The sequence below is a fragment of the Serratia sp. N21D137 genome (assembly GCF_047530005.1).
In the GTDB taxonomy this organism is placed as follows: Bacteria; Pseudomonadota; Gammaproteobacteria; order Enterobacterales; family Enterobacteriaceae; genus Chania; species Chania fonticola_B.
Genome location: NZ_JBLJAJ010000019.1, coordinates 41,073 through 61,416, shown reverse-complemented (window position 1 = coordinate 61,416; position 20,344 = coordinate 41,073). Strand labels below are relative to the sequence as shown.

Genomic DNA, 20,344 nt, shown 5'->3' with positions numbered 1-20,344 from the left:
TCGTTACTTCTCGCTATCTACCAGACCGCGCACAAACCAGCGCTGCATCAGAAGAACCACCGCCAACGGCGGGATCAAAGTCAACATCATTGCCGCCATCACCTGATTCCACTGGGTCGGCGCGCCGGAGGTGGAAATCATGCTGCGGATCCCCGCCACCGCCGTGCTCATCGAGGCGTCACTGGTGACCAGGATCGGCCAAAGATACTGATTCCAGCCGTAAATAAAGGTGATGACAAACAGCGCCGCCAGATTGGTTTTCGACAGCGGCAGTACGATGTCCCAAAAGAAGCGCATCGGCCCGGCTCCGTCGATACGGGCGGCCTCCAGCAGCTCATCCGGCAGGGTCATAAAGAACTGACGCAGCAGGAAGGTGGCCGTGGCCGATGCCATCAGCGGCAGCGTGAGTCCGGTGTAGCTGTCCAGCAGGTTGAGGTTGGAGATCACTTCCACCGTCGGGAAGATACGCACCTCGACCGGCAGCATCAGCGTCATGAAGATCAGCCAGAAGAACAGGCTGCGCAGCGGAAAACGGAAATAGACGATGGCATAGGCGGACAGCACCGAGACCACGATCTTGCCGCAGGTGATCGCCAGCGCCATGATCACACTGTTGAGTAACAGCATCGAGAACGGCACCTTGAGGGTGCCCACTCCGCCCTGCCAGATATGGCGGATGTTGTCCCAAAGGTGCCCTCCGGGGACCAGCGTCATCGGCACCTGAAACACCTGCTGATCGTCCAGCGTGGCGGCCACAAAGGCCACATACAGCGGGAACAGCACCACCAGCACGCCAACAATCAGCATCGTATGGCTGAAGATATCCAGCCCGCGTCGGTTCTCAATCATTGGTAACGCACCTTACGTTCGACAAAGCGGAACTGGATCACCGTCAGGCCAATCACCAGCAGCATCAGCACCACCGACTGCGCCGCCGAGCTGGACAGATCCAGACCGGCAAAGCCTTCACGATAGATTTTGTACACCAGCGTGGTGGTAGACTGTACCGGCCCACCGCCGGTAGCGGCGTCGATCACCGGGAAGGTGTCGAAGAAGGCATACACCAGGTTGACCACCAGCAGGAAGAAGCTCACCGGCGTGATCAGCGGCAGCACCAGGTTGAAGAAACGCCGTACTGGGCCAGCCCCGTCGATCGCCGCCGCTTCCACCAGAGAACGTGGGATGGATTGCAATGCGGCCAGGAAAAACAGGAAGTTATAGCTGATCTGCTGCCACACCGACGCCAACACCACCAGGAACATCGCCTGGCCGCTGTTTTGCGCATGGTTCCAGTCATAGCCGAAACCGGCAAGCACATGGGTGATCAGGCCCATGCCGGGGCTGAACAGGAAGATCCACAGCACCGCCGCTACCGCAGGGGCAACCGCATAGGGCAGGATCATCAAGGTCTGATAGAAACGGCTGCCGCGCAGCACATAGTCGACCAGCGCGGCAAAGAACAGCGATACCAGCAGGCCAACACCGGCCACCAGGAAGCTGAACAACAGCGTGGTATAGAAAGAGTCCAGGTAATACGGGTCCTGAAACAGCTGTGTGAAGTTGTCCAACCCGACAAACTGGCTGGAAAGGCCGAACGGATCGACGCTTTGTACCGAGTACCACAGCGCCTGACCGGCAGGCCACAGGAAGAACACGACGGTGATCAGCAGCTGTGGCAGCACCAATACATAGGGCAGCCAGCTACAGCCAAAGCCGGGACGGGATGATGACATAGGGTTAACCGTTAAATGGGGATGAGGGACGGTATAAGCCCCTCATCCCAACCCTCGCCCAAAGGGAGAGGGAGTGGATCGATGTCGTTTGGCCGAATATGGCCCAATCTGACGCTTACTTGGTGGAAGCCTCGAAGCGGCGCAGCAACACGTCACCGCGTTGTACCGCAGTATCCAGCGCCTGCTGCGGGGTTTTCTTGTCGGTCCACACGCTTTCTAGCTCTTCATCCACCACGGTACGGATCTGCGGCATATTACCCAGACGTAGCCCTTTGGTGAACGCCAACGGTGGCTTGTTCAGCATCTGGCGAGTAGCCACATCGGCCCCTGGATTTTTGTCGTAAAAGCCCTGCTGTTTGGTCATTTCATAGGCAGCAGTGGTGATCGGCAAGTAGCCGGTCTTTTGGTGCCATTCGGCGGCAATCTCAGGCTGGGCCAGATATTGCAGGAACTCCGCCACGCCTTTGTAGGTCGCCGCGTCTTTGCCGTTCATCACCCACAGGCTGGCCCCGCCGATAATGGCGTTCTGTGGTGCATTTTTGGCGTCAGCATCGTAAGGCATCATGCCCACGCCGAAGTCAAACTTGGCGTATTTGCGGATACTGGCCAGCGAGCCGGAAGAGGCGGTCGCCATGGCGCAGTCGCCGTTGTAGAACTTCTCGGTAGGTTCGTCCTTGCGGCCGAAGTAGGTGAAGTCGCCCTTCTTGTTCATGTCTTGCAGGAACTGAATATGCTTCACCTGCAGCGGCTGGTTGAACTCCAGCTTGGCACTGGTGCCACCAAATCCGTTGTTTTCACTGGCGAACGGTACACCATGCCAGGCGCTGAAGTTCTCCAGTTGGATCCAACCCAGCCAACCGCTGGTGTAGCCGCACTTCATGCCAGCCGCGCGCAGTTTGGCGGCATCGGCCGCCAATTCCTGCCAGGTTTTCGGTGGCTGATCCGGGTTCAAGCCCGCTTTCTTGAAGGCGTCTTTGTTGTAATACAGCACCGGGGTGGAGCTGTTGAAAGGCTGGGACAGCAGATGGCCGCTCTTGTTATCGGTGTAGTAACCGGCCACGGTCGGCACAAACACCGATTCGTCGAACTTGACGCCCGACTCCTGGAATACCTGATACACCGGTTTGATCGCCTTGCTCGCCATCATGGTGGCGGTGCCCACTTCATAGACTTGCAGGATCGCCGGTGCCTTGCCGGAACGGTAAGCAGCAATGCCCGCCGCCAGGCTCTGTTCGTAGTTGCCTTTATAAACCGGGACGATCTTCACATCGCTGTGAGTTTGGTTGAAACGGTCCGCCAGAGAATCCACTTCGGTGCCCAGTTCCCCTTCCATCGAATGCCAGAAGGGGATCTCGGTGGCAGCTATTGCATGGCCGCTGAGCGCCAGGGCCAAGGTAACGCACAACGTGGTTTTTTTAATCGCGTGAGCAAACATGCCTAACTCCTGAAAAAGCGGGTGTGATCAAAACGCGTGAGCGAAAAGAAACAGTTTTTGTTCGGATGCTAAACATGCCATGCGCGGATGACAGTAAAATAACTCTGGCGTGACAGCTAGATGACAGCGAGGTGAAGTGCAGATGGCGGTTTGATGTCGGCGGTAGGGAATTCTCCCCACCGCCGCAGAGAGATTACAGCGAGCGACGCAGGCGGGCGACGGCCTCTTGCATCTGTTGTTCGGTTGCCGTGGCAAACGACAGGCGGAAGGTTGAGCGATCCGGTTTGTCAGAGAAGAAGTATTCTCCCGGCACAAACACCACGCCCTGTTTCAGTGTGGTGTTCAGCCACTCGGTGGCATCGAATTGCTGACGGAAACGCGCCCACAGGAACATGCCGCCTTTCGGCATATCAAAGCTGATCACATCACCCAGTTCTTTTTCCACCAACCCGGCCAGGATCTCACCTTTGTGCTTGTAGGCCGCGCGGATCTTTTCGATCTGCGCCGGTAAACGATCCAGCCCCAGGTAACATTCGACGATGCTCTGCGACAGCGCGCTAGCATGCAGATCCGCCGCCTGCTTGATGATCGCCACTTTATGCAGCAGGAACGGTGGCAAGATGGCCCACCCCAGGCGCAGGCCCGGAGCCAGGATCTTGGAGAAGGTGGAGGTGTAGATAATGTTTTCGGTATGGCCCAGCACCTGCTGCGAAACCTGATACAGCGTGGCATTACGCTCTTCGGTGAAGCGCAGCTCGCCGTACGGGTCATCCTCGATAATCAGGAAGTTATGCTCTACCGCCAGTTTCACCAACTGCTCACGGCGTGCGGCGCTCAGCGTCAGGCCGCTTGGGTTGCCGAAGTTCGGCACCACGTACACCCCTTTGATCTTCTGGGTTTTCAGCAGTTCAGCCAGCTCATCCACCACCATGCCGTCGCTGTCAGAAGAAACGGACATGACGTTGGCTTCCGCCAGTTCCAGCGTTTGCAGCGCCGCCAGATAGGTCGGGCGCTCTACCACAAACACATCACCAGGGTTAATCACCGCACGCATCACCAGATCTAACGCCTGCTGGGAGCCTGCGGTCACCACGATATCTTCCGGCTTGGCATTAACGCCACGCTGTGCGCATAGGGTACAGATGCCTTCACGCAGCAGTTCGCTGCCTTCAGTCAGCCCATATTGGAACGCGCTTTTCGGTTGTTCGGTAATGGCCTGCTGGGTAGCAATGCTCAATCCTTCGAAGTCAAACAGTGCATCAGAGGGAATGCCACCCGCCAGCGAAATGACGTTTTCCATTTTGCTGTGCTTGAGCAATTCGCGGATTGCCGAGCTTTTGACCTTTACGATGCGCTGTGCGAGTAGTCCTTCTGTCTTCATTGCTTGTTCTCGTAATCGTTAAGAATAGGGGCGCCACTCAGTGCGCCCTATGTCAATTACCCATGGTTTAACCACCCAGGTATGCTGACCGCACTGCTTCGTTTGCTAATAATGCGGCCCCCGTATCTTCCAACACCACGCGGCCGTTTTCCAGCACATAACCACGATCCGCCAGTTTTAGCGCCTGGTTGGCGTTTTGTTCCACCAGGAAGATGGTCATCCCCTCTTCGCGCAGCTGCTGGATGATATCGAAAATCTGCTGGATGATGATGGGGGCCAGCCCGAGTGAAGGCTCGTCCAACAGCAGTAACTTTGGCTGGCTCATCAGCGCACGGCCAATCGCCAGCATCTGCTGCTCACCACCGGACATGGTGCCAGAGCGCTGGCTGCGGCGCTCCAGCAGGCGTGGAAACAGGGTAAACACCCGCTCAATGCGTTGGTGATACTGCTCGCGGTCGGCAAAAAAACCGCCCATCGCCAGGTTCTCTTCCACCGTCATGCGTGAGAACACCCGCCGCCCTTCCGGTACGATCGCCACGGCCTCGCGCATGATGCGCGCTGTCTGCCACTGGGTGATGTCCTGATCCATCAAGGTGATGGACCCTTCACTGGCCCTTGGGTCGCCGCATAGCGTGCCGAGCAGGGTGGTTTTACCGGCACCGTTGGCGCCGATCAGGGTGACAATCTCCCCCTGTTGAATGTTCAGGCTGACCTGGTGCAGCGCCTGAATTTTGCCGTAATGGGCGGAAACCTGATTAAATGACAACATATGCTTATTCGCCCAGATAGGCCCGGATCACGTCCGGGTTATTGCGGATTTCTGCCGGTGAGCCTTGCGCCAACGGCGTTCCCTGATTCACCACGTAGATGCGATCGGAAATCCCCATCACCAGTTTCATATCGTGCTCAATCAACAGCACCGACACCTGGTGCTGGTCACGCAGCTCGACGATCAGATGATCCAGTTCATCGGTTTCTTTCGGGTTCAGGCCCGCCGCCGGTTCATCCAGCATCAATAGTTCCGGGCGCGTTACCATGCAACGGGCGATCTCCAGCCGACGCTGCTGGCCATAGGCCAGATTACCCGCCGAACGGTTAGCCATCTCCAACAGGCCCACACGCTCCAGCCACACTGCCGCACGCTCAAGCGCATCGGCTTCTGCACGGCGGAACGCCGGGGTTTTCAGCAAACCGGCAAACACGCCGCTTTTCAGATGCTGATGTTGGGCCACCAGCAGGTTTTCAATCACCGTCATTTCGCGGAACAGCCGCACGTGCTGGAAGGTGCGCACCACACCCATGCGGGCAATGGTCTGGCCGGAAAGCCCTTCCAGATGGCGATCGCGCAGTTTGATGGTGCCACTGGTTGGGCGATAGAACCCGGTCAGGCAGTTGAACACCGTGGTCTTGCCTGCGCCGTTCGGGCCAATCAACGAAACAATCTCACCTTGATGCAGTTCCAGCGCGACGTTGTTTACCGCCAGCAAACCACCAAAACGCATCGAAAGCCCGGCGACCGCCAGTAAAGGTTGAGTACTCATGCCTGCTCCCCCTTCACGGCTTTGATATCAGCCACTTTCAGCTTCAACTGCGGGCGTTTCATCGGCAGCAGCCCCTGCGGCCGCCAAATCATCATCAAGACCATCAGCGCCCCCAGCAGCAACATACTGTATTCATTCAGATCGCGCATCATCTCACGGGATACTACCAGCAGGATCGCCGCCAGGATCACCGCAAACTGTGAGCCCATGCCGCCCAACACCACGATCGCCAGCACAAAGGCCGATTCCACAAAGGTGAAGGATTCCGGGCTGACAAACCCCTGACGTGCGGCAAACAGCGTGCCGGCAAAACCGGCAAAGGCGGCACTGATGGTGAAGGCGGTCAGTTTGATTTTGGTCGGGCTCAAGCCCAGTGAACGGCAGGCGATTTCATCTTCGCGCAATGCTTCCCAGGCACGGCCCAGCGGCATGCGCAGCAGGCGGTTAATCACAAACAGCGTCAATATCACCAGAAGCAGCGCTACCAGGTAGAGGAACACTATGCGGTCACTGGGATCATATTTCAGGCCAAAGAAGTTATGGAAGGTATCCCAGCCGCCGTCGCGGGCACTGCGGTTAAACTCCAGACCAAAGAAGGTGGGTTTCGGGATCTGGCTGATGCCGTTTGGCCCGCCGGTAATTTCGGTGTTGTTCAACAGCAGGATGCGGACGATTTCACCAAAGCCCAGCGTGACGATCGCCAGATAGTCTCCCCGCAGGCGTAATACCGGGAAACCAAGCAGGAAGCCGAAGATGGCGGTGACAATCCCCGCCAGCGGCAAGCTTTCCCAGAATCCCAGCCCGTAATAATGGTTCAGTAATGCGTAGGTATAGGCACCGATGGCGTAAAAGCCGCCGTAGCCCAGCACCAACAGGCCGGAAAGGCCGACCACCACGTTCAGGCCCAGCCCCAGCATCACGTAGATCAGCGTCAGGGTGGCGATATCCACCGTGCCGCGCGACACCAGGAACGGCCAGACGACGGCGGCAATGATGATCGCCGCTGCCAGCACCTTCTGGCGCATGGTGGAGCCGTCAAAGCTGGGTAAGACGAACGCCGGGCCGGAGATTTTCTTCATCCCATGCTGCATCAGCGGACGCAGCAGTTGGAAGAAGAACACCACCACACAACCGATACCAATCCACATCCAGCGCACTTCGGCAGCACCGTGCACCACCAGCTTGGTACCGTCGAGGCTCAGTTGCATCCCCATCAGGAAGGAGGCCATGACAAACAGCACGACCGTGGCAATACAGGCGTTAAGCAGACCGAGTTTCATACTTTCTCAACCTCCGGACGCCCAAGGATGCCGGTTGGCATCACCAGCAACACCACAATCAGCAAGGCGAAGGACACCGCATCTTTGTATTCGGTGCTCAGATAGGCGGAGGTGAGCGCTTCAGCCACGCCCAGCACCAGCCCGCCGATCATCGCCCCAGGAATGCTGCCAATCCCGCCCAGTACCGCCGCGGTGAAGGCTTTCATCCCGGCCATAAAGCCGATGTAAGGGTTGATCACGCCGTAGAACTGGCCGAGCAGCACGCCAGCCACCGCCGCCATCACTGCCCCGATCACGAAGGTGAGCGAAATCACCCGGTCGGTATTGATGCCCAGCAGGCTGGCCATCTTCAAATCTTCCGCACAGGCACGGCAAGCGCGGCCCATACGCGAATAACGGATAAACATCGTCAGCGCCAGCATCGCCAGGAAAGTGACGACCCAGATGATGAGCTGCATGGTGCTGATGGTCGCGGCAAAGCCGTTGCTCTCACCCAGCACCCATTGGCCGGTGACCAGGCTTGGCAGCGCCACATCACGCGACCCCTGCGTCAGGCTGACGTAGTTTTGCAGGAATATCGACATCCCGATGGCGGAAATCAGCGCAATCAGGCGCTTGGAGTTGCGCACCGGTTTGTAGGCCACCCGCTCGATGCTCCAGCCATAGGCGCTGGCAATTACGATCGACACCAGGAACGCTGCGCCGATCAGCAGCCAACCCACGTCGATGCCGATCATCATCAGGGCGGCGATCACGATAAAGGAGACATAGCTGCCGATCATATAGACCTCGCCGTGGGCGAAGTTGATCATGCCGATAATGCCGTAGACCATGGTGTAACCGATGGCGATCAATGCATAGGTGCTGCCCAGCGTCACGCCGTTGAACATCTGCTGCAGAAAATAGAGAAACTGCTCTGACATACTCTGACCTTCTAAGGTGTTGTACTGGCCGACAAAGAGCGGCCCAACGGCCTGCTGGCGTTGCAGGCGCCGGGAATTCCCGGTTTGTAGATTTTGCTGTCAAGGTGGCCTCCACGCCCAAAAAACGCAGAGGCCACCTTAAACGGGCTTATTTAATCGGCGTTGATGAGCCGTCGGCATGCCATTCAAACACCCCGAACTCGAAGCCTTTCAGATCGCCTTTGTCATCCCAGCTCAGTGGCCCCATCACGGTTGCCACCGGTTGGCCGGTTTTCAGATCTTTGACGATATCTGCCGGTTCCTGGCTCCCGCTGCGCTCCATCCCGGTGACCAGCGATTGCAGTGCTGCATAGGTGGTCCAGACAAATGGCCCAGTCGGATCCAGCTTCTTGGCTTTTAATGCATCAACCACCGGTTGGTTGGCTGGCACCTGATCGTAACGTTTTGGCAGCGTCACCAGCATGCCTTCAGACGCAGCACCGGCGATGTTGGACAGCGAGGAGTTACCCACACCTTCCGGCCCCATGAAGCGGGTAGTCAAGCCCGCCTGTTTGGCCTGACGCAGGATCTGGCCCATCTCTGGGTAGTAACCGCCGAAGTAGACGAAGTCGACGTTTTCTTTCTTCAGACGAGCTACCAGGGTAGAGAAATCTTTATCGCCAGCGGTGATGCCTTCAAACATCACAACATCGGTACCCTGTTTTTTCAGGCTGTCACGCACTGAACGCGCCAGGCCTTCACCGTATTGCTGCTTGTCGTGGACCACGGCGATGCGCTTGGGTTTAATCTCGTTGAGGATGTAGCTGGCGGCCGTTGGGCCCTGATCGGAATCCAGGCCAGTGGTGCGCAGGATCATCTTGTAACCACGGGTGGTCAGATCGGCGTTGGTCGCCGCCGGGGTGATCATGATCACGCCTTCATCTTCATAGATGTCGGAGGCTGGCTGGGTTGAAGAAGAGCACAAGTGGCCGATCACGTAACGAATGCCGTCATTGATGACCTTGTTGGCTACCGCGACCGCCTGTTTTGGGTCACAGGCATCGTCATACTCTACCGCCACCAGCTTATCGCCCTTGATACCGCCTTTGGCGTTGATATCGGCAATCGCCTGACGTGCACCGGTAAACTCCATATCACCATACTGCGCCACCGGCCCGGACATGGCACCCACTACAGCAATCTTGATGTCTTTTGCCACAGCGACATGGCCGATAGCCATCGCGATACAACCGGCCAGCAGCGCTTTACCCTTTGTTAATTTCATCCGCATAATCCCCATCTGTCGTTGTGAGTGTTTCTGTTGTATTTGTCACACCTAATCATTGTTTCTACCCGGCAGATTGCAAGTAACGGCCAACTGACCGTGGCTGGCAAAACGCCGGTAAATCGCTTTTATCTATAAGTAATAATGATTTAGGTAGATTCGCGACAATATTTTCTAATAAGACTTTATTTTTCATGTCATTAAACAGGAGTTTTCTTCTGCAAAGCAACTCCCAAGGTCAGAAACAAGCGGTGTAAACAGCATAAAATCCGGATTAAATCTGCGCCGTTTAGCGTAAGGAACAGCGCGATGTGCTGGTTAACATGCCATTAACTAACCGTTTACTCGGAAAATGCCAGCAGCAAAAAACATTTCGCGCAGACCTCGTATAGAAAAACTTACACAACGCACTGAGCAAGATCCATTACACTGTCGGCATCCCTTATCGGTGCGGAAATCCGGCATGAAACTGACCATTGAACGCTTGACCAGTTTGTCCCCTCAAGACCTTATCGACCTTGGTAAAATCTGGCCACATCAACAGCCTGAGCAGTGGCTAAGCTGGCTGGAGGAGGGTAAAGCACTGTTTGCCGCCCGCTTTAACGAGCGGCTGCTGGGGGCGGTAAAAATCGAGATAGCGGGCCAGAGAGCTCAATTGCACGACCTGCTGGTGCGCGAAGTGACACGCCGCCGTGGCGTGGGGCTGTATCTGATGGAAGATGCCCAACGCCAATTGCCACAGGTGCAACATTGGCAACTGGATACTACCGGGTTGGCCGCACGTGAACGTGGCGAAGTCGGCAACTTTATGCGTGCCTGCGGATTCCAGGCTCAGGGCGATTGCTGGCAAAAATGAAACGTTGGCTAGCTCTGATCGTCATTACGCTGCTCGCCGTCATGGCCTGGTTTGTAGGGCGCTACCAGGCCATGAATCTTCATCAACCTTGGGATCAGCAGGCCTACGTTTGGCAAAGGGTGTGGACACCTCAGCATGCCGAGGCGCTGGCTGCCAGCCGTGACCTGTTTACTACCCTGCGCGTGTTGGGTCTGCAGGTGCATCCCCGTGAGGGTTTCCGGGACATCACGGTCAATACCGCCATGCTGAAACAAGATGGCCGCCCGCTATGGTTGGTAGTGCGGATAGACGGGCAATTGATGCAGTTGGATGAGGCCACCATCTATGCACGTCTGCAGCAACAGCTGCAACGCTGGCAGGCGGCTGGTTTACCGGTGATTGGTGTGGAGATCGACCATGACGCCGCCACCGCGCGGCTGCCCAAATATCAACAATTTCTGCACCAACTGCGCCAACGGCTGCCCTCTTCATTACAGCTAGGCATCACCGCCCTGCCCGCCTGGATCGGATCCCCAGCGCTGCCCGGCGTACTGCAACAGGTAGACAGCTCGGTGCTTCAGGTGCATGCGGTGCTCTCCCCCACCCAAGGTTTATTCGACGGCCGGTTGGCGCAGGAGTGGACACGCCAGTACGCTCGCCTTAGCCCTAAACCCTTCCGTATTGCCTTGCCAGCCTACGGCATGGCTCTGCTAGGGTTCGATGCCCAGGGGGCCCTGGTTGAGAGCGAAGCCTCGCAGCGCGTGGCGGGCAAGGTCCAGGAACTGACTGTGGCTCCGCAGCAGGTTGCCGATTTCTTGCAGCAGCTCGCACAACGCCCACTGCCACATCTGCGCGGCATTATCTGGTTCCGCCTGCCGCTGGAAAACGATCGCCGCGCCTGGTCGATGGCGACGCTACGGGCGGTGATCCAGCACCAGCCATTGCTCACCCACTGGCAGGTAAAATTTTTGCCGCAGCCACAGCAAAATGGGCTGTATGATTTGATGATTGAGAATCAGGGTCCGGTGGATGCTCCGTTACCGCGTGAGATCCACATTCAGGCCGAAGGTTGCCTGGCCGCCGACGCAGTAGGTCATTACCAGTTGGCAACGCCATCGGAATCCCAACGCTTTATCCGCATTAGCGGCGATCAGCTCCGAGCAGGGCAATCACGCCCCTTGGGCTGGCTACGCTGCCAACAGATCACGCCAGGAGGCACCCATGTCATACCTTGAATTGCACACTGCAGGGCACCGTCGCCGTGCGCTCCCGTTAGCATCACTGATCGCTGCAGCATTGATGGTGCCGCTGAGCGGCCAGGCCTGCGGGCCAGACTTCCCCAACCGCCTGCTGGTTAATCGCAACGGCACCCTGCTGTATATGCCTGAGGGTAACTTCGCTTTCGAAGCCACCCGTCTGGTACCGGTAGACCCACAGCTGCCACGCTGGCAGGCTCCGCCCATGGCCCCGGTGACACCGCCAAAACCGATGCCGCTTTCACCCGCACAGCAGGCCATTAGCCAGATGCGTGCTACCCACACCGTTGAAGAAGCCGACGCGGTGAATGCGCAAGGGCTATCTAATGCCGCGCGCTTATATACGCTGGGGGCGGTCGCCTTTGCCGCAAAAGATCCGCGGGCGTCGCAATATTTCCAGCAGGTGTTGGCGTTGCCAGCCGCCGAGCAGGAAGCATGGGGGTTACGGGCGCAATACTCGCTCGGCCGCCTGCTGATGGACGATCATGGCACGCCGGAAAGTGAATCCGGTAGCGAGCCGGTGGTGAAACATCCGGAGAAAGCGCAGCTTGAGCAGGCCTTGGCTGCCTTCCAACAGGTGATCGACCAGGTGAAAAGTGGCACCGCCGATCCCGATCAACTGGCACTGAGTAGCCTGGGCCAACAAGCACGTATTCATTTGTGGCTCGGGGAAATCGCTCCGGCAGCACAGCTATATGCTCAGCAGGCCGCCCAAGGCGATCCCGATGGCGGTCTCTCGCTGCAATATATCTCCTCCTATCTGCTCAACCCGCAGCATGTAGAGGCGTTAAAACAGGCTATTCACGATCCGTTGGTGCAGCAATTGGTCACCATTGAGCTGTTCGCCCGCAGCAGTAATCTGGAGATGTCCGGTATCATTAACGGCGAGACCAGCGCCAAGCAGCTTGTCGATCAGACCCTGACGTTGCTCAATGACTCGGTTAAAAATGGTTTCACCGGTAGCGACCGGCTGGCGGCGCTGGCCTATCGTTCCGGGCAATATGCCATGGCGGCCAACCTGCTGAAAAATGCGGGAGATGGCGGTTTAGCCTGGTGGTTACGTGCCAAAATGGCCCTGCGTGATGGTGATGTGAAAGCCGCAACCGCCGCCTATGCCAAAGCCGCAGCTGCATTCCCTACCGATGAAAGCTGGGGGGAGCAGCGTAACGAAGACTTCGCAGCCGAAATGATCGTGCCGGATTGCCGTGTTGCCGGCGAGCAGGCCATTCTGGCGCTGAACCGTGGCGACTATCTGCAAGCGATGGATCTGATGTACCGCGGCAAAGAAAACTACTGGGCAGACGTGGCGGATATCGCCGAGCGGGTGCTAACGGTCGATGAACTGAAAGGCTTTGTGGATAAGCATGCACCAGCCCCCACCACGCCACTCAAGCCGGTCAAACCCGATGAATACAATGGCGAGCGGATCACCCAAGAGGTTCAACTGCGTGAATTGCTGGCACGGCGCATGATGCGCGTAGGTCGCTATGAGGAAGCGGTGAACTACTTTGCCATTCCAAACTACCGCCAAGCGGCGCAGGACTTTGCCAACCTGATGAAAGCGGCGAAGGATAAATCGGCAGATAAGAACGCACGCGCCAAAAGCTACTATCAGGCGGCGGCGCTGTTGCGCTCGCAGGGGTTGGATTTCACCGGCTATGAAATGACGCCGGATTACAATATTTATGGCGCGGGGTATTCCTATCTGGGGGATGCGTTCAACACCAAGGATAGCAAAGACAAGAGTTGGATCAGCGCGGCGGAAGCGGCACGGGCCAAGAAATCGTTGCCAGATGCGGATAACCGTTTCCTGCATTACCGCTGGCAGGCGGTGGATCTGGCGCAAAAGGCCGCCGACCTGCTACCGCCGAAAAGCCAGGCCTACGCTGCCGTGCTGTGTAATGCCGCTGGTTGGGTGATAGCCCGCGACGCCAAGACCGGTCGCGCGCTGTATCAGCGTTATATCAAGAATGGCACCCAGTTTGAGTGGGGTACCAAATTTGGCTATGACTGCCCGGCACCGGAGTTTGATCCCACAGCCAACTAACTACAAAAACAGAAAAGCCCGGCGAGCCGGGCTTTTCGAACGTTAAGCGCTATCAGTATCAGGCTTCGATCGCCATCTTCAGTTTCTTCATGGCGTTCTTTTCCAACTGGCGCACACGCTCGGCGGAAACGCCGTACTGATCGGCCAGCTCCTGCAGGGTGGACTTGTTGTCGTCGTCCAACCAGCGGGCGCGAATGATATGCTGGCTGCGCTCGTCCAGACCTTCCAGCGCGTAGGCCAGTTTGTCTGCGGCGTTGCTTTCCCAATTATCTTCTTCGATCCCTTCGGCAAAGTCCGAGCTTTTATCCTGCAGATAGAGCATTGGGGCCATGGCATGGCCGTCACGCCCTTCGTCTTCCGGCGTTGGGTCAAAGGTCATGTCCTGTGCCGCCATACGCGACTCCATCTCACGCACGTCTTTGCTGGTGACACCCAGCTCGCGCGCAACCAGCTCCACTTCGTCCTGATTGAACCAGCCCAGACGCTGCTTGGTTTTACGCAGGTTGAAGAACAGCTTGCGCTGCGCCTTGGTGGTCGCCACTTTGACGATACGCCAGTTGCGCAGCACGTATTCGTGAATTTCTGCCTTGATCCAATGCACCGCAAAGGACACCAGACGTACGCCAACCTCTGGGTTGAAGCGACGCACGGCCTTCATCAGGCCGATATTCCCTTCCTGGATAAGATCTGCCACCGGCAAACCGTACCCTGAATAGTTACGGGCAATATGAGCGACAAAGCGCAGGTGAGACAGGATGAGCTGCTTAGCTGCTTCCAGATCGCCCTGATAATGCAGCCGTTCAGCCAGTTCCCGCTCTTCCTCTGCCGTCAGCATCGGATAGGTGTTGGCTGCCCGCAGGTAGGCTTCCAAGCTGCCCTGTGGGACTAAGGCTAAAGTGCGCATTTCTTTGGTCATTCAAAACCCTCTCTTGATAAAACTGGTCATGCAGGTGATTTCACGGCGGGGAGCTATTGATCTTGCGGCAGTTGCTGTTGCAAAAGCGGGTCCACACGCCGGGCACCTAAACATTTGCTGCAGATTTGGACCGTGCTCAACCCCAAAAGTTCACCGTTTTTCACACACAGTGCACACGACAATACGTCATGCAAGCTCAGGTTGATTGGGAATTTGTGCGTTTGAGAAGAGATCGGAGATGTTGAGGTCTGGCAGCTCTTCTCCCGCAGCACGGCAACCGGGCCGCAGCAGGAGAAGAGTATACCAAAAATTCACTATTGTGGTGTAAATCGGCGTAAATGTTGCACGGTGGCCAACCAGGCGGCAATCCAGCCGATCATCGCCGAGATCAGCAGCAGCAACAGCGCCTCATCCCAACCCAGGCCATGCAGGGTAAAGGTGGTGCCAAACACCTTCGCCACGTTGGTCACTACCGACTCCAGCTTCCACACCAGCGCGCCAGACAGGGCCAGCGACAACAGTGCGCCGAAGAAGCCAAGCATTGCACCACCGTTGAGGAATGGCCGCAGGATAAAGCCGTCGGTGGCACCGATCAGCTTCATCACGTTGATGGTATCGCGACGGCTGAAGATGCTCAGACGCACGCTGTTACCAATCACCAGGAATACCGCCACCACCATCAGTATGCCGATCATCAAGGCCACCTGGCCCACCAACCCGGTCAGCGCCGCCAGGCGGGCAAACCAGCTGTCGTCCATCCTGACTTCATCCACGCCCTGCACCGCCGCCACGCGATCGCGTAGAGTAGTAAGCGTATCGGAACTCTGGAAACTCATCTGCGGCGTGACAATCGCCACGGCTGGCAGCGGGTTTTCTTCCAGCATATCCAGCGCGCCACCAAAACCAGACCAGTTGCGGAACTCGCCCCGCGCCTCTTCACGCGACAGGTAGTTCACCTTCTCCACCCCGGCCTCGGCCTTGATGGCATCCAGCACTTTGACCGCCGCATCATCGTCGAGGGATTTATCCAGATACACCGTCAACTGTGGCGTTGGGTACCACTGTGTTGCAGCGGTACTGACGTTCTTCCAGACGATGTAGCAAACGCTCGGCAGCGTCAGGGAGATGGCGATGACCATCACGGTCAGCAGCGTTGCCAGCGGTTGGCGCAGCATATCGGCAATGGCGTTCATCCAGGCATAGCGCCACTGTTCACGCCAGCCACCACGCAGTGCCTTGCTCTTGGCGGTTTTTGCATTATTCGCCATGCTGTGCCCCCCCTACCATACGGCCCTGGCTCAGCGTCAGGATGCGGTAATTGCGCCGGGCGATCAGCCCGGTGTCGTGGGTTGCCATCAGCACCGTCACCCCAACGCGGTTAAATTCTTCAAACAGGCGCAGGATCCCTTCCGACAGGGCGTCATCCAGGTTACCGGTCGGTTCATCCGCCAACAGCACCGCTGGCTTGTTCACCACCGCGCGGGCAATGCCAACGCGCTGCTGCTCACCACCGGAAAGCTGAATGGGGAAGTTCTTCGCTTTATCCAGCAGCCCGACCTTGTCCAACGCAGCCGAAACGCGGCGACGGATATCTTCGGTACTGGCTCCAGCGATGACCAGCGGCATCGCCACGTTGTCATACACCGTACGATCCAGCAGCAGATGGTGATCCTGGAAAATCATGCCGATCTGGCGGCGCAGGAAAGGCACCTCGCGGTTTTTCAACCGGCTGATGTCATGCCCGCCAAACCAGATATGACCGGCGCTTGGCCGCTCAATCCCACAAATCAGTTTCAGCAGGGTACTTTTCCCCGCGCCGGAATGGCCGGTCAGAAACGCCATCTCCGCCGGACGCAGATGAAAATCTACCCCCTGCAGGGCTTGCCGTCCGCCCAGATAAGCTTTACTGACCTGTTCAAAGCGAATCATCCGTATCAATCCTCTCGGGCAAAAAGTGCCTCAATAAAGTCATCAGCCTTAAACGGCCGCAAATCTTCGATGCCTTCACCAACGCCGATGTAACGGATCGGGATAGTAAACTGATCGGCAATGGAGAAGATCACCCCGCCTTTGGCGGTACCGTCCAGTTTAGTCAGCGTTATGCCGGTCAGGCCCACGGCTTCATTAAATAATTTCGCCTGGTTAACCGCATTTTGTCCGGTGCTGGCATCCAGAGTCAGCATAACCTCATGGGGGGCCTGCTCGTCCAGTTTTTTCATCACCCGCACGATCTTCTTCAGCTCTTCCATCAGGTGCGCCTTGTTCTGCAGGCGACCAGCGGTGTCGGCAATCAGCACATCGATATTGCGGGCTTTGGCCGCCTGCACCGCGTCGAAGATCACCGAAGCGGAATCGGCACCGGTATGCTGAGCGATGACCGGAATGCGGTTACGTTCGCCCCAGACCTGCAACTGCTCAACCGCTGCGGCGCGGAAAGTGTCGCCCGCGGCCAGCATCACCGATTTACCTTCGGCCTGGAACTGACGCGCCAGCTTGCCGATGGTGGTGGTTTTACCCACCCCGTTGACGCCAACCATCAGGATCACGAATGGCGTTTTGCCACCGACATCCAGTGGCTGATCCACCTTGGCGAGAATTTCCGCCATCTCTTCTTTCAGTTTGCCATACAGCGATTCGGCATCTTTCAATTGCTTACGGCTGGCGTGCAGAGTAAGAGACTCAATGATTTTACGAGTGGTTTCTACACCAACGTCGGCGATTAACAGCTGTTCTTCCAGCTCTTCGAACAAATCGTCGTCGATCTTCTTGCCACGGAACAGGCCGATAAAGCCGGAACCCAGATTCTGTTTTGTTTTCAGTAGGCTGCGTTTAAGACGGGCGAAGAAGCCTTCTTTGCTAGGGCGCTCTTGCTCTTGCGTTACCGCCGGAGCCAGTAGCTCAGGCTGTTCGGGTTCCGCTTCCAGCTCAGGCTCGATAACCTCTTCAATCACCTCTGGCTCAGGTTCGATAATTTCAGCAGACGCTTCGATTACCGCTTCAATCACCTCTGGCTCAGGTTCAATAATCTCGGCTGGCGCTTCAATCAGCTCGGGTTCTTCTACTTGCGCCTCAGGCTGTTGCGCTACGGTGACTTCTTCGATCGCCACCGGCTCAGCATGGTGTTCGTCCAGCGGCAGGATATTTTCGGTGATAGGCTCGCCGCTCAGGCTGCTATCCCACTCCCCTGGAGTATCTTTGGTGGCGGCTGGAGCAGATCCCTGGGTAGGAAGCTTATCGTCCAGTTTGGGGGCAGCCGGGGTTTCTGCGGCCTGCTGTTCCGCCTGTTCTACGGCAGATTCAGGTTGTTGCTGCTCTTCTTCCTTCTGGCCGAAGCCCAGCCAGGAGAAAAACCCACGTTTTTTATCTTTTGCCATGTTCTGACCCTACTCCGTACCAATGGCTTGCAAATGCGAAAAATTAATTCGCCGAGTCTATCACTTTCCCTGGCACAGCAACACGCATCGGCAATGCTTTCATCGCGGTAGTTTTAACGCTCTCACCGCCTCCAGGCTGCAACTTATCCGCAATCCGGTATAGAATGGCGGTAACTTTTCGTTAACTTCGCAACTGATTAAGACTCTTTATGGCAAAACAACCACCGCGCGGCGCGCTCAAAAAACCGCAGACGGCCTCCGCTGGCCAGATCCGCATCATCGGCGGCCAATGGCGCGGGCGCAAACTGCCGGTGCCCAACAGTGAGGGGCTACGGCCAACCACCGACCGCGTACGCGAAACCTTGTTCAACTGGTTAGCCCCGGTGATCCGTGGGGCTCGCTGCCTGGACTGCTTCGCGGGTAGCGGTGCGTTGGGATTGGAAGCCTTATCGCGCTATGCCGAAAGCGCCACGCTGCTGGAATACGAGCGGCCAGTAGCCCAACAGCTGGGGAAAAACCTGGCGCTGTTGCAAGGCAATGGCAGCGTGGTGAATACCAACGCTTTGAACTGGTTGGCAGGTAACGGGCAACCTTTTGACGTGGTGTTTCTCGATCCCCCGTTCCGCAAAGGGTTGCTGGCCGATACCGTCACGCTGTTGGAACAACAGGGTTGGTTAGCGAACGAGGCCTGGATTTACGTCGAGGCCGAAGCCGAAAGCGCCGCCACCGATGTTCCTGCGACCTGGACACTGCACCGCGAGAAGGTCGCCGGCCAGGTAGCCTATCGCCTTTACCTCCGCACCCTTGAAGAGAAAACCGAACATGCTGATTAACCTGGGCCGTCTGCTGATGCTGTGCGTGTGGGGCTTTCTGCTCACCAACCTGTTCCACCCGTACCCCAAACCACTGACCTACTTCATCAACGTAGCCTTGTTCTTTATGGTGGTTATGCACGGGCTACAGCTGGTGCTACTGAAATCCACCCAGCCGAAAGACCAGCCCATCAGCCGCTGGCTGGAAACCAAGATCTTTATTTTTGGCGTGTTTGAGCTGTTGGACTGGCAGAAAAAACAGCCGCCGCTGAAGAAAAAATAGCCTTTTAGCGGGCGCAGCATGCGGCGCCCCTACGATTTCTGTGCCGTGAAGGAGATAAAGCGGGTGCCCTGCAGGCTCAGCGTGCCCTGAGCGCCTTTATCTATCTGATTATATTGCTGCTGCGGCAACGGTATTTTGATCTCGCTGCCGCCCGTCAACGGACGGAAGTACACTTCGTAACGCATATCTTCCACCACGATATTTTCCCGCTGCCGCGAACGACGATTCGGCGAGGGGAACTCCCGCTTGGCGCTGACTTCCACCTGCAATGTACGCACCGGCTGACGGTCATTATCCGCATCCTGGCGGCGTTTGTTGAGGTATTGGCGGGTCGCCAGCACCGCGATCAGCGCGATCACGGCAACAAAGAACAACGGTGGCTTACTCATTGACGGTTTTCCTCTTTTATCCGGCGGATTTCATTCACGCCTAAAACCGCGTAAACATAGCATTCGGAAGAAAGCATTGTCGAACCCACGCGCGCTGCTTACACTGAGAAAGTGACAACCTGGAGTTGGTTATCCCGGCTCCCATAATAAATAAGGAAGACATATGAGTTGGCCGTTCCTTGCCGTATTTTTTTCCGGTTGGTTGTTCGTTGATGCCTCCTATCGCGGCCCGCGCTGGCAACGCTGGGTATTTAAACCAGTCACCTTACTGCTGTTGCTGTTATTGGCCTGGCAGGCTCCGGTATTGGGCCCTGCGGGTTACCTGATCGTTTTGGGCCTGTTGGCTACGCTGGCGGGTGATGCCTTGTTACTGCTGCCGCGCGAGCGGGTGCTGTACGCCATCGGTGCTTTCTTCCTCTCACACCTGCTGTATACCCTGAGCTTTGCCAGCCAGATGACCTTCAGCCTGTTCTGGCCTTTGCCGCTGGTGCTGCTGGTGATTGGCGCACTGCTGCTGGCCATCATCTGGAGCCGGTTGGAAGAGATGCGCTGGCCGATCGCCACGCTGGTCGCTATGACGCTGCTGATGGTGTGGCTGGCGGGGGAACAATATTTCCTGCGCAGTACCGACTTTGGCTTCTCATTGCTGGCGGGTACCTCGCTGCTGCTGTTGGCGAATATCGTCTGGCTGCTGAACCGCTACCGCTTTACCTTCCGTGCGGCAGATGCCGTGGTCGCTTTCTGCTACTTCTCCGGGCATTTCCTCATCGTCCGCTCGCTATATCTGTAATGACAGGCTACGGATTCGGGCAACCGGATCCGTAGCCTCCCCCTCAATTAACAATAATTCTCATATCGCACTTGACTCTGGAGCC

At 57.1% G+C, this 20,344-nt stretch carries 20 protein-coding genes; 6 read left to right on the top strand and 14 right to left on the bottom strand.

What is annotated here, in order from left to right; genetic code table 11:
• Positions 1-3 precede the first annotated feature (3 nt).
• The 9 genes from ugpE to ACMV5H_RS15825 form a co-directional block, all read right to left on the bottom strand.
• Positions 4-849: a sn-glycerol-3-phosphate ABC transporter permease UgpE gene (ugpE, locus tag ACMV5H_RS15865; protein ID WP_021181492.1), complete on the bottom strand. Its 846-nt coding sequence runs from the start codon at positions 847-849 to the stop codon at positions 4-6.
• Entirely contained in the window at positions 846-1,733 is an 888-nt protein-coding gene (gene ugpA / locus ACMV5H_RS15860) for a sn-glycerol-3-phosphate ABC transporter permease UgpA (RefSeq protein ID WP_021181493.1), read from the bottom strand. The genes ugpE and ugpA overlap by 4 nt, the downstream gene beginning before the upstream one ends.
• A gap of 115 nt (positions 1,734-1,848) precedes the next feature.
• Complete coding sequence (ugpB, locus tag ACMV5H_RS15855; protein ID WP_414822076.1) at positions 1,849-3,168, bottom strand: sn-glycerol-3-phosphate ABC transporter substrate-binding protein UgpB; 1,320 nt, start codon at positions 3,166-3,168, stop codon at positions 1,849-1,851.
• A gap of 193 nt (positions 3,169-3,361) precedes the next feature.
• Entirely contained in the window at positions 3,362-4,549 is a 1,188-nt protein-coding gene (locus tag ACMV5H_RS15850; protein ID WP_021807791.1) for a PLP-dependent aminotransferase family protein, read from the bottom strand.
• A 67-nt stretch (positions 4,550-4,616) separates the two neighbouring features.
• Positions 4,617-5,318, bottom strand: coding sequence for a high-affinity branched-chain amino acid ABC transporter ATP-binding protein LivF (gene livF, locus ACMV5H_RS15845; protein ID WP_021807790.1), 702 nt, complete (start codon positions 5,316-5,318; stop codon positions 4,617-4,619).
• Between the two features lie 4 nt (positions 5,319-5,322).
• Entirely contained in the window at positions 5,323-6,090 is a 768-nt protein-coding gene (gene livG, locus ACMV5H_RS15840) for a high-affinity branched-chain amino acid ABC transporter ATP-binding protein LivG (RefSeq protein WP_025120109.1), read from the bottom strand.
• On the bottom strand, positions 6,087-7,370 hold the full coding sequence (locus ACMV5H_RS15835) for a high-affinity branched-chain amino acid ABC transporter permease LivM (RefSeq protein WP_024529578.1): 1,284 nt from the start codon (positions 7,368-7,370) through the stop codon (positions 6,087-6,089). The genes livG and ACMV5H_RS15835 overlap by 4 nt, the downstream gene beginning before the upstream one ends.
• Entirely contained in the window at positions 7,367-8,293 is a 927-nt protein-coding gene (gene livH, locus ACMV5H_RS15830) for a high-affinity branched-chain amino acid ABC transporter permease LivH (protein ID WP_021181499.1), read from the bottom strand. The genes ACMV5H_RS15835 and livH overlap by 4 nt, the downstream gene beginning before the upstream one ends.
• Positions 8,294-8,441: 148 nt before the next feature.
• Positions 8,442-9,557 carry a branched-chain amino acid ABC transporter substrate-binding protein gene (locus ACMV5H_RS15825; protein ID WP_037376583.1) on the bottom strand — a complete coding sequence of 372 codons (1,116 nt, stop codon included), beginning with the start codon at positions 9,555-9,557 and terminating at the stop codon, positions 8,442-8,444.
• Between the two features lie 463 nt (positions 9,558-10,020).
• On the opposite strand from ACMV5H_RS15825, the gene panM reads away from it, so the two are divergent.
• The 3 genes from panM to ACMV5H_RS15810 are packed head-to-tail and all read left to right on the top strand — an operon-like array spanning position 10,021 to position 13,695.
• Complete coding sequence (gene panM / locus ACMV5H_RS15820; protein WP_059199090.1) at positions 10,021-10,413, top strand: aspartate 1-decarboxylase autocleavage activator PanM; 393 nt, start codon at positions 10,021-10,023, stop codon at positions 10,411-10,413.
• Positions 10,410-11,627 (top strand): DUF3142 domain-containing protein, encoded by a 1,218-nt coding sequence (locus tag ACMV5H_RS15815; RefSeq protein ID WP_414822075.1) that lies wholly within the window; start codon positions 10,410-10,412, stop codon positions 11,625-11,627. The genes panM and ACMV5H_RS15815 overlap by 4 nt, the downstream gene beginning before the upstream one ends.
• Positions 11,614-13,695: a hypothetical protein gene (locus ACMV5H_RS15810; protein ID WP_414822074.1), complete on the top strand. Its 2,082-nt coding sequence runs from the start codon at positions 11,614-11,616 to the stop codon at positions 13,693-13,695. Before ACMV5H_RS15815 ends, ACMV5H_RS15810 begins: the two co-directional genes overlap by 14 nt.
• 58 nt (positions 13,696-13,753) lie before the next feature.
• On the opposite strand, the gene rpoH is transcribed toward ACMV5H_RS15810, so the two are convergent.
• The 4 genes from rpoH to ftsY all read right to left on the bottom strand — a co-directional run bounded on the left by rpoH (position 13,754) and on the right by ftsY (position 17,985).
• Entirely contained in the window at positions 13,754-14,611 is an 858-nt protein-coding gene (rpoH, locus tag ACMV5H_RS15805; protein WP_021181503.1) for an RNA polymerase sigma factor RpoH, read from the bottom strand.
• A gap of 314 nt (positions 14,612-14,925) precedes the next feature.
• On the bottom strand, positions 14,926-15,879 hold the full coding sequence (gene ftsX / locus ACMV5H_RS15800) for a permease-like cell division protein FtsX (RefSeq protein WP_021181504.1): 954 nt from the start codon (positions 15,877-15,879) through the stop codon (positions 14,926-14,928).
• On the bottom strand, positions 15,869-16,540 hold the full coding sequence (gene ftsE / locus ACMV5H_RS15795) for a cell division ATP-binding protein FtsE (RefSeq protein ID WP_021181505.1): 672 nt from the start codon (positions 16,538-16,540) through the stop codon (positions 15,869-15,871). Before ftsE ends, ftsX begins: the two co-directional genes overlap by 11 nt.
• Before the next feature lie 5 nt (positions 16,541-16,545).
• Complete coding sequence (gene ftsY / locus ACMV5H_RS15790; RefSeq protein WP_414822073.1) at positions 16,546-17,985, bottom strand: signal recognition particle-docking protein FtsY; 1,440 nt, start codon at positions 17,983-17,985, stop codon at positions 16,546-16,548.
• 209 nt (positions 17,986-18,194) lie between these two features.
• Between ftsY and rsmD the strand changes: the two genes are divergently transcribed.
• Positions 18,195-18,818, top strand: coding sequence for a 16S rRNA (guanine(966)-N(2))-methyltransferase (gene rsmD / locus ACMV5H_RS15785; protein ID WP_179249269.1), 624 nt, complete (start codon positions 18,195-18,197; stop codon positions 18,816-18,818).
• Complete coding sequence (locus tag ACMV5H_RS15780) at positions 18,808-19,080, top strand: DUF1145 family protein (RefSeq protein ID WP_021181508.1); 273 nt, start codon at positions 18,808-18,810, stop codon at positions 19,078-19,080. Before rsmD ends, ACMV5H_RS15780 begins: the two co-directional genes overlap by 11 nt.
• Positions 19,081-19,109: 29 nt before the next feature.
• Here ACMV5H_RS15780 and ACMV5H_RS15775 read toward each other — a convergent pair whose 3' ends face one another.
• Entirely contained in the window at positions 19,110-19,469 is a 360-nt protein-coding gene (locus ACMV5H_RS15775) for a DUF2500 domain-containing protein (RefSeq protein WP_021181509.1), read from the bottom strand.
• A 163-nt stretch (positions 19,470-19,632) separates the two neighbouring features.
• Here ACMV5H_RS15775 and ACMV5H_RS15770 point away from each other — a divergent pair, with 163 nt between their 5' ends.
• Positions 19,633-20,259, top strand: a complete 627-nt coding sequence (locus ACMV5H_RS15770; RefSeq protein WP_021181510.1) for a lysoplasmalogenase — start codon at positions 19,633-19,635, stop codon at positions 20,257-20,259.
• The last annotated feature ends 85 nt before the right edge of the window (positions 20,260-20,344 follow it).

Coding starts and splice junctions, on each gene's coding strand:
- ugpE (WP_021181492.1), bottom strand. CDS start 849: ATGATTGAGAACCGACGCGGGCTGGATATCTTCAGCCATACGATGCTG.
- ugpA (WP_021181493.1), bottom strand. CDS start 1,733: ATGTCATCATCCCGTCCCGGCTTTGGCTGTAGCTGGCTGCCCTATGTA.
- ftsX (WP_021181504.1), bottom strand. CDS start 15,879: ATGGCGAATAATGCAAAAACCGCCAAGAGCAAGGCACTGCGTGGTGGC.
- ACMV5H_RS15775 (WP_021181509.1), bottom strand. CDS start 19,469: ATGAGTAAGCCACCGTTGTTCTTTGTTGCCGTGATCGCGCTGATCGCG.
- ACMV5H_RS15815 (WP_414822075.1), top strand. CDS start 10,410: ATGAAACGTTGGCTAGCTCTGATCGTCATTACGCTGCTCGCCGTCATG.
- rsmD (WP_179249269.1), top strand. CDS start 18,195: ATGGCAAAACAACCACCGCGCGGCGCGCTCAAAAAACCGCAGACGGCC.
- ACMV5H_RS15770 (WP_021181510.1), top strand. CDS start 19,633: ATGAGTTGGCCGTTCCTTGCCGTATTTTTTTCCGGTTGGTTGTTCGTT.
- livG (WP_025120109.1), bottom strand. CDS start 6,090: ATGAGTACTCAACCTTTACTGGCGGTCGCCGGGCTTTCGATGCGTTTT.
- ftsE (WP_021181505.1), bottom strand. CDS start 16,540: ATGATTCGCTTTGAACAGGTCAGTAAAGCTTATCTGGGCGGACGGCAA.
- livH (WP_021181499.1), bottom strand. CDS start 8,293: ATGTCAGAGCAGTTTCTCTATTTTCTGCAGCAGATGTTCAACGGCGTG.
- rpoH (WP_021181503.1), bottom strand. CDS start 14,611: ATGACCAAAGAAATGCGCACTTTAGCCTTAGTCCCACAGGGCAGCTTG.
- livF (WP_021807790.1), bottom strand. CDS start 5,318: ATGTTGTCATTTAATCAGGTTTCCGCCCATTACGGCAAAATTCAGGCG.
- ACMV5H_RS15810 (WP_414822074.1), top strand. CDS start 11,614: ATGTCATACCTTGAATTGCACACTGCAGGGCACCGTCGCCGTGCGCTC.
- ACMV5H_RS15850 (WP_021807791.1), bottom strand. CDS start 4,549: ATGAAGACAGAAGGACTACTCGCACAGCGCATCGTAAAGGTCAAAAGC.
- ACMV5H_RS15835 (WP_024529578.1), bottom strand. CDS start 7,370: ATGAAACTCGGTCTGCTTAACGCCTGTATTGCCACGGTCGTGCTGTTT.
- ugpB (WP_414822076.1), bottom strand. CDS start 3,168: ATGTTTGCTCACGCGATTAAAAAAACCACGTTGTGCGTTACCTTGGCC.
- ACMV5H_RS15825 (WP_037376583.1), bottom strand. CDS start 9,557: ATGAAATTAACAAAGGGTAAAGCGCTGCTGGCCGGTTGTATCGCGATG.
- ftsY (WP_414822073.1), bottom strand. CDS start 17,985: ATGGCAAAAGATAAAAAACGTGGGTTTTTCTCCTGGCTGGGCTTCGGC.
- ACMV5H_RS15780 (WP_021181508.1), top strand. CDS start 18,808: ATGCTGATTAACCTGGGCCGTCTGCTGATGCTGTGCGTGTGGGGCTTT.
- panM (WP_059199090.1), top strand. CDS start 10,021: ATGAAACTGACCATTGAACGCTTGACCAGTTTGTCCCCTCAAGACCTT.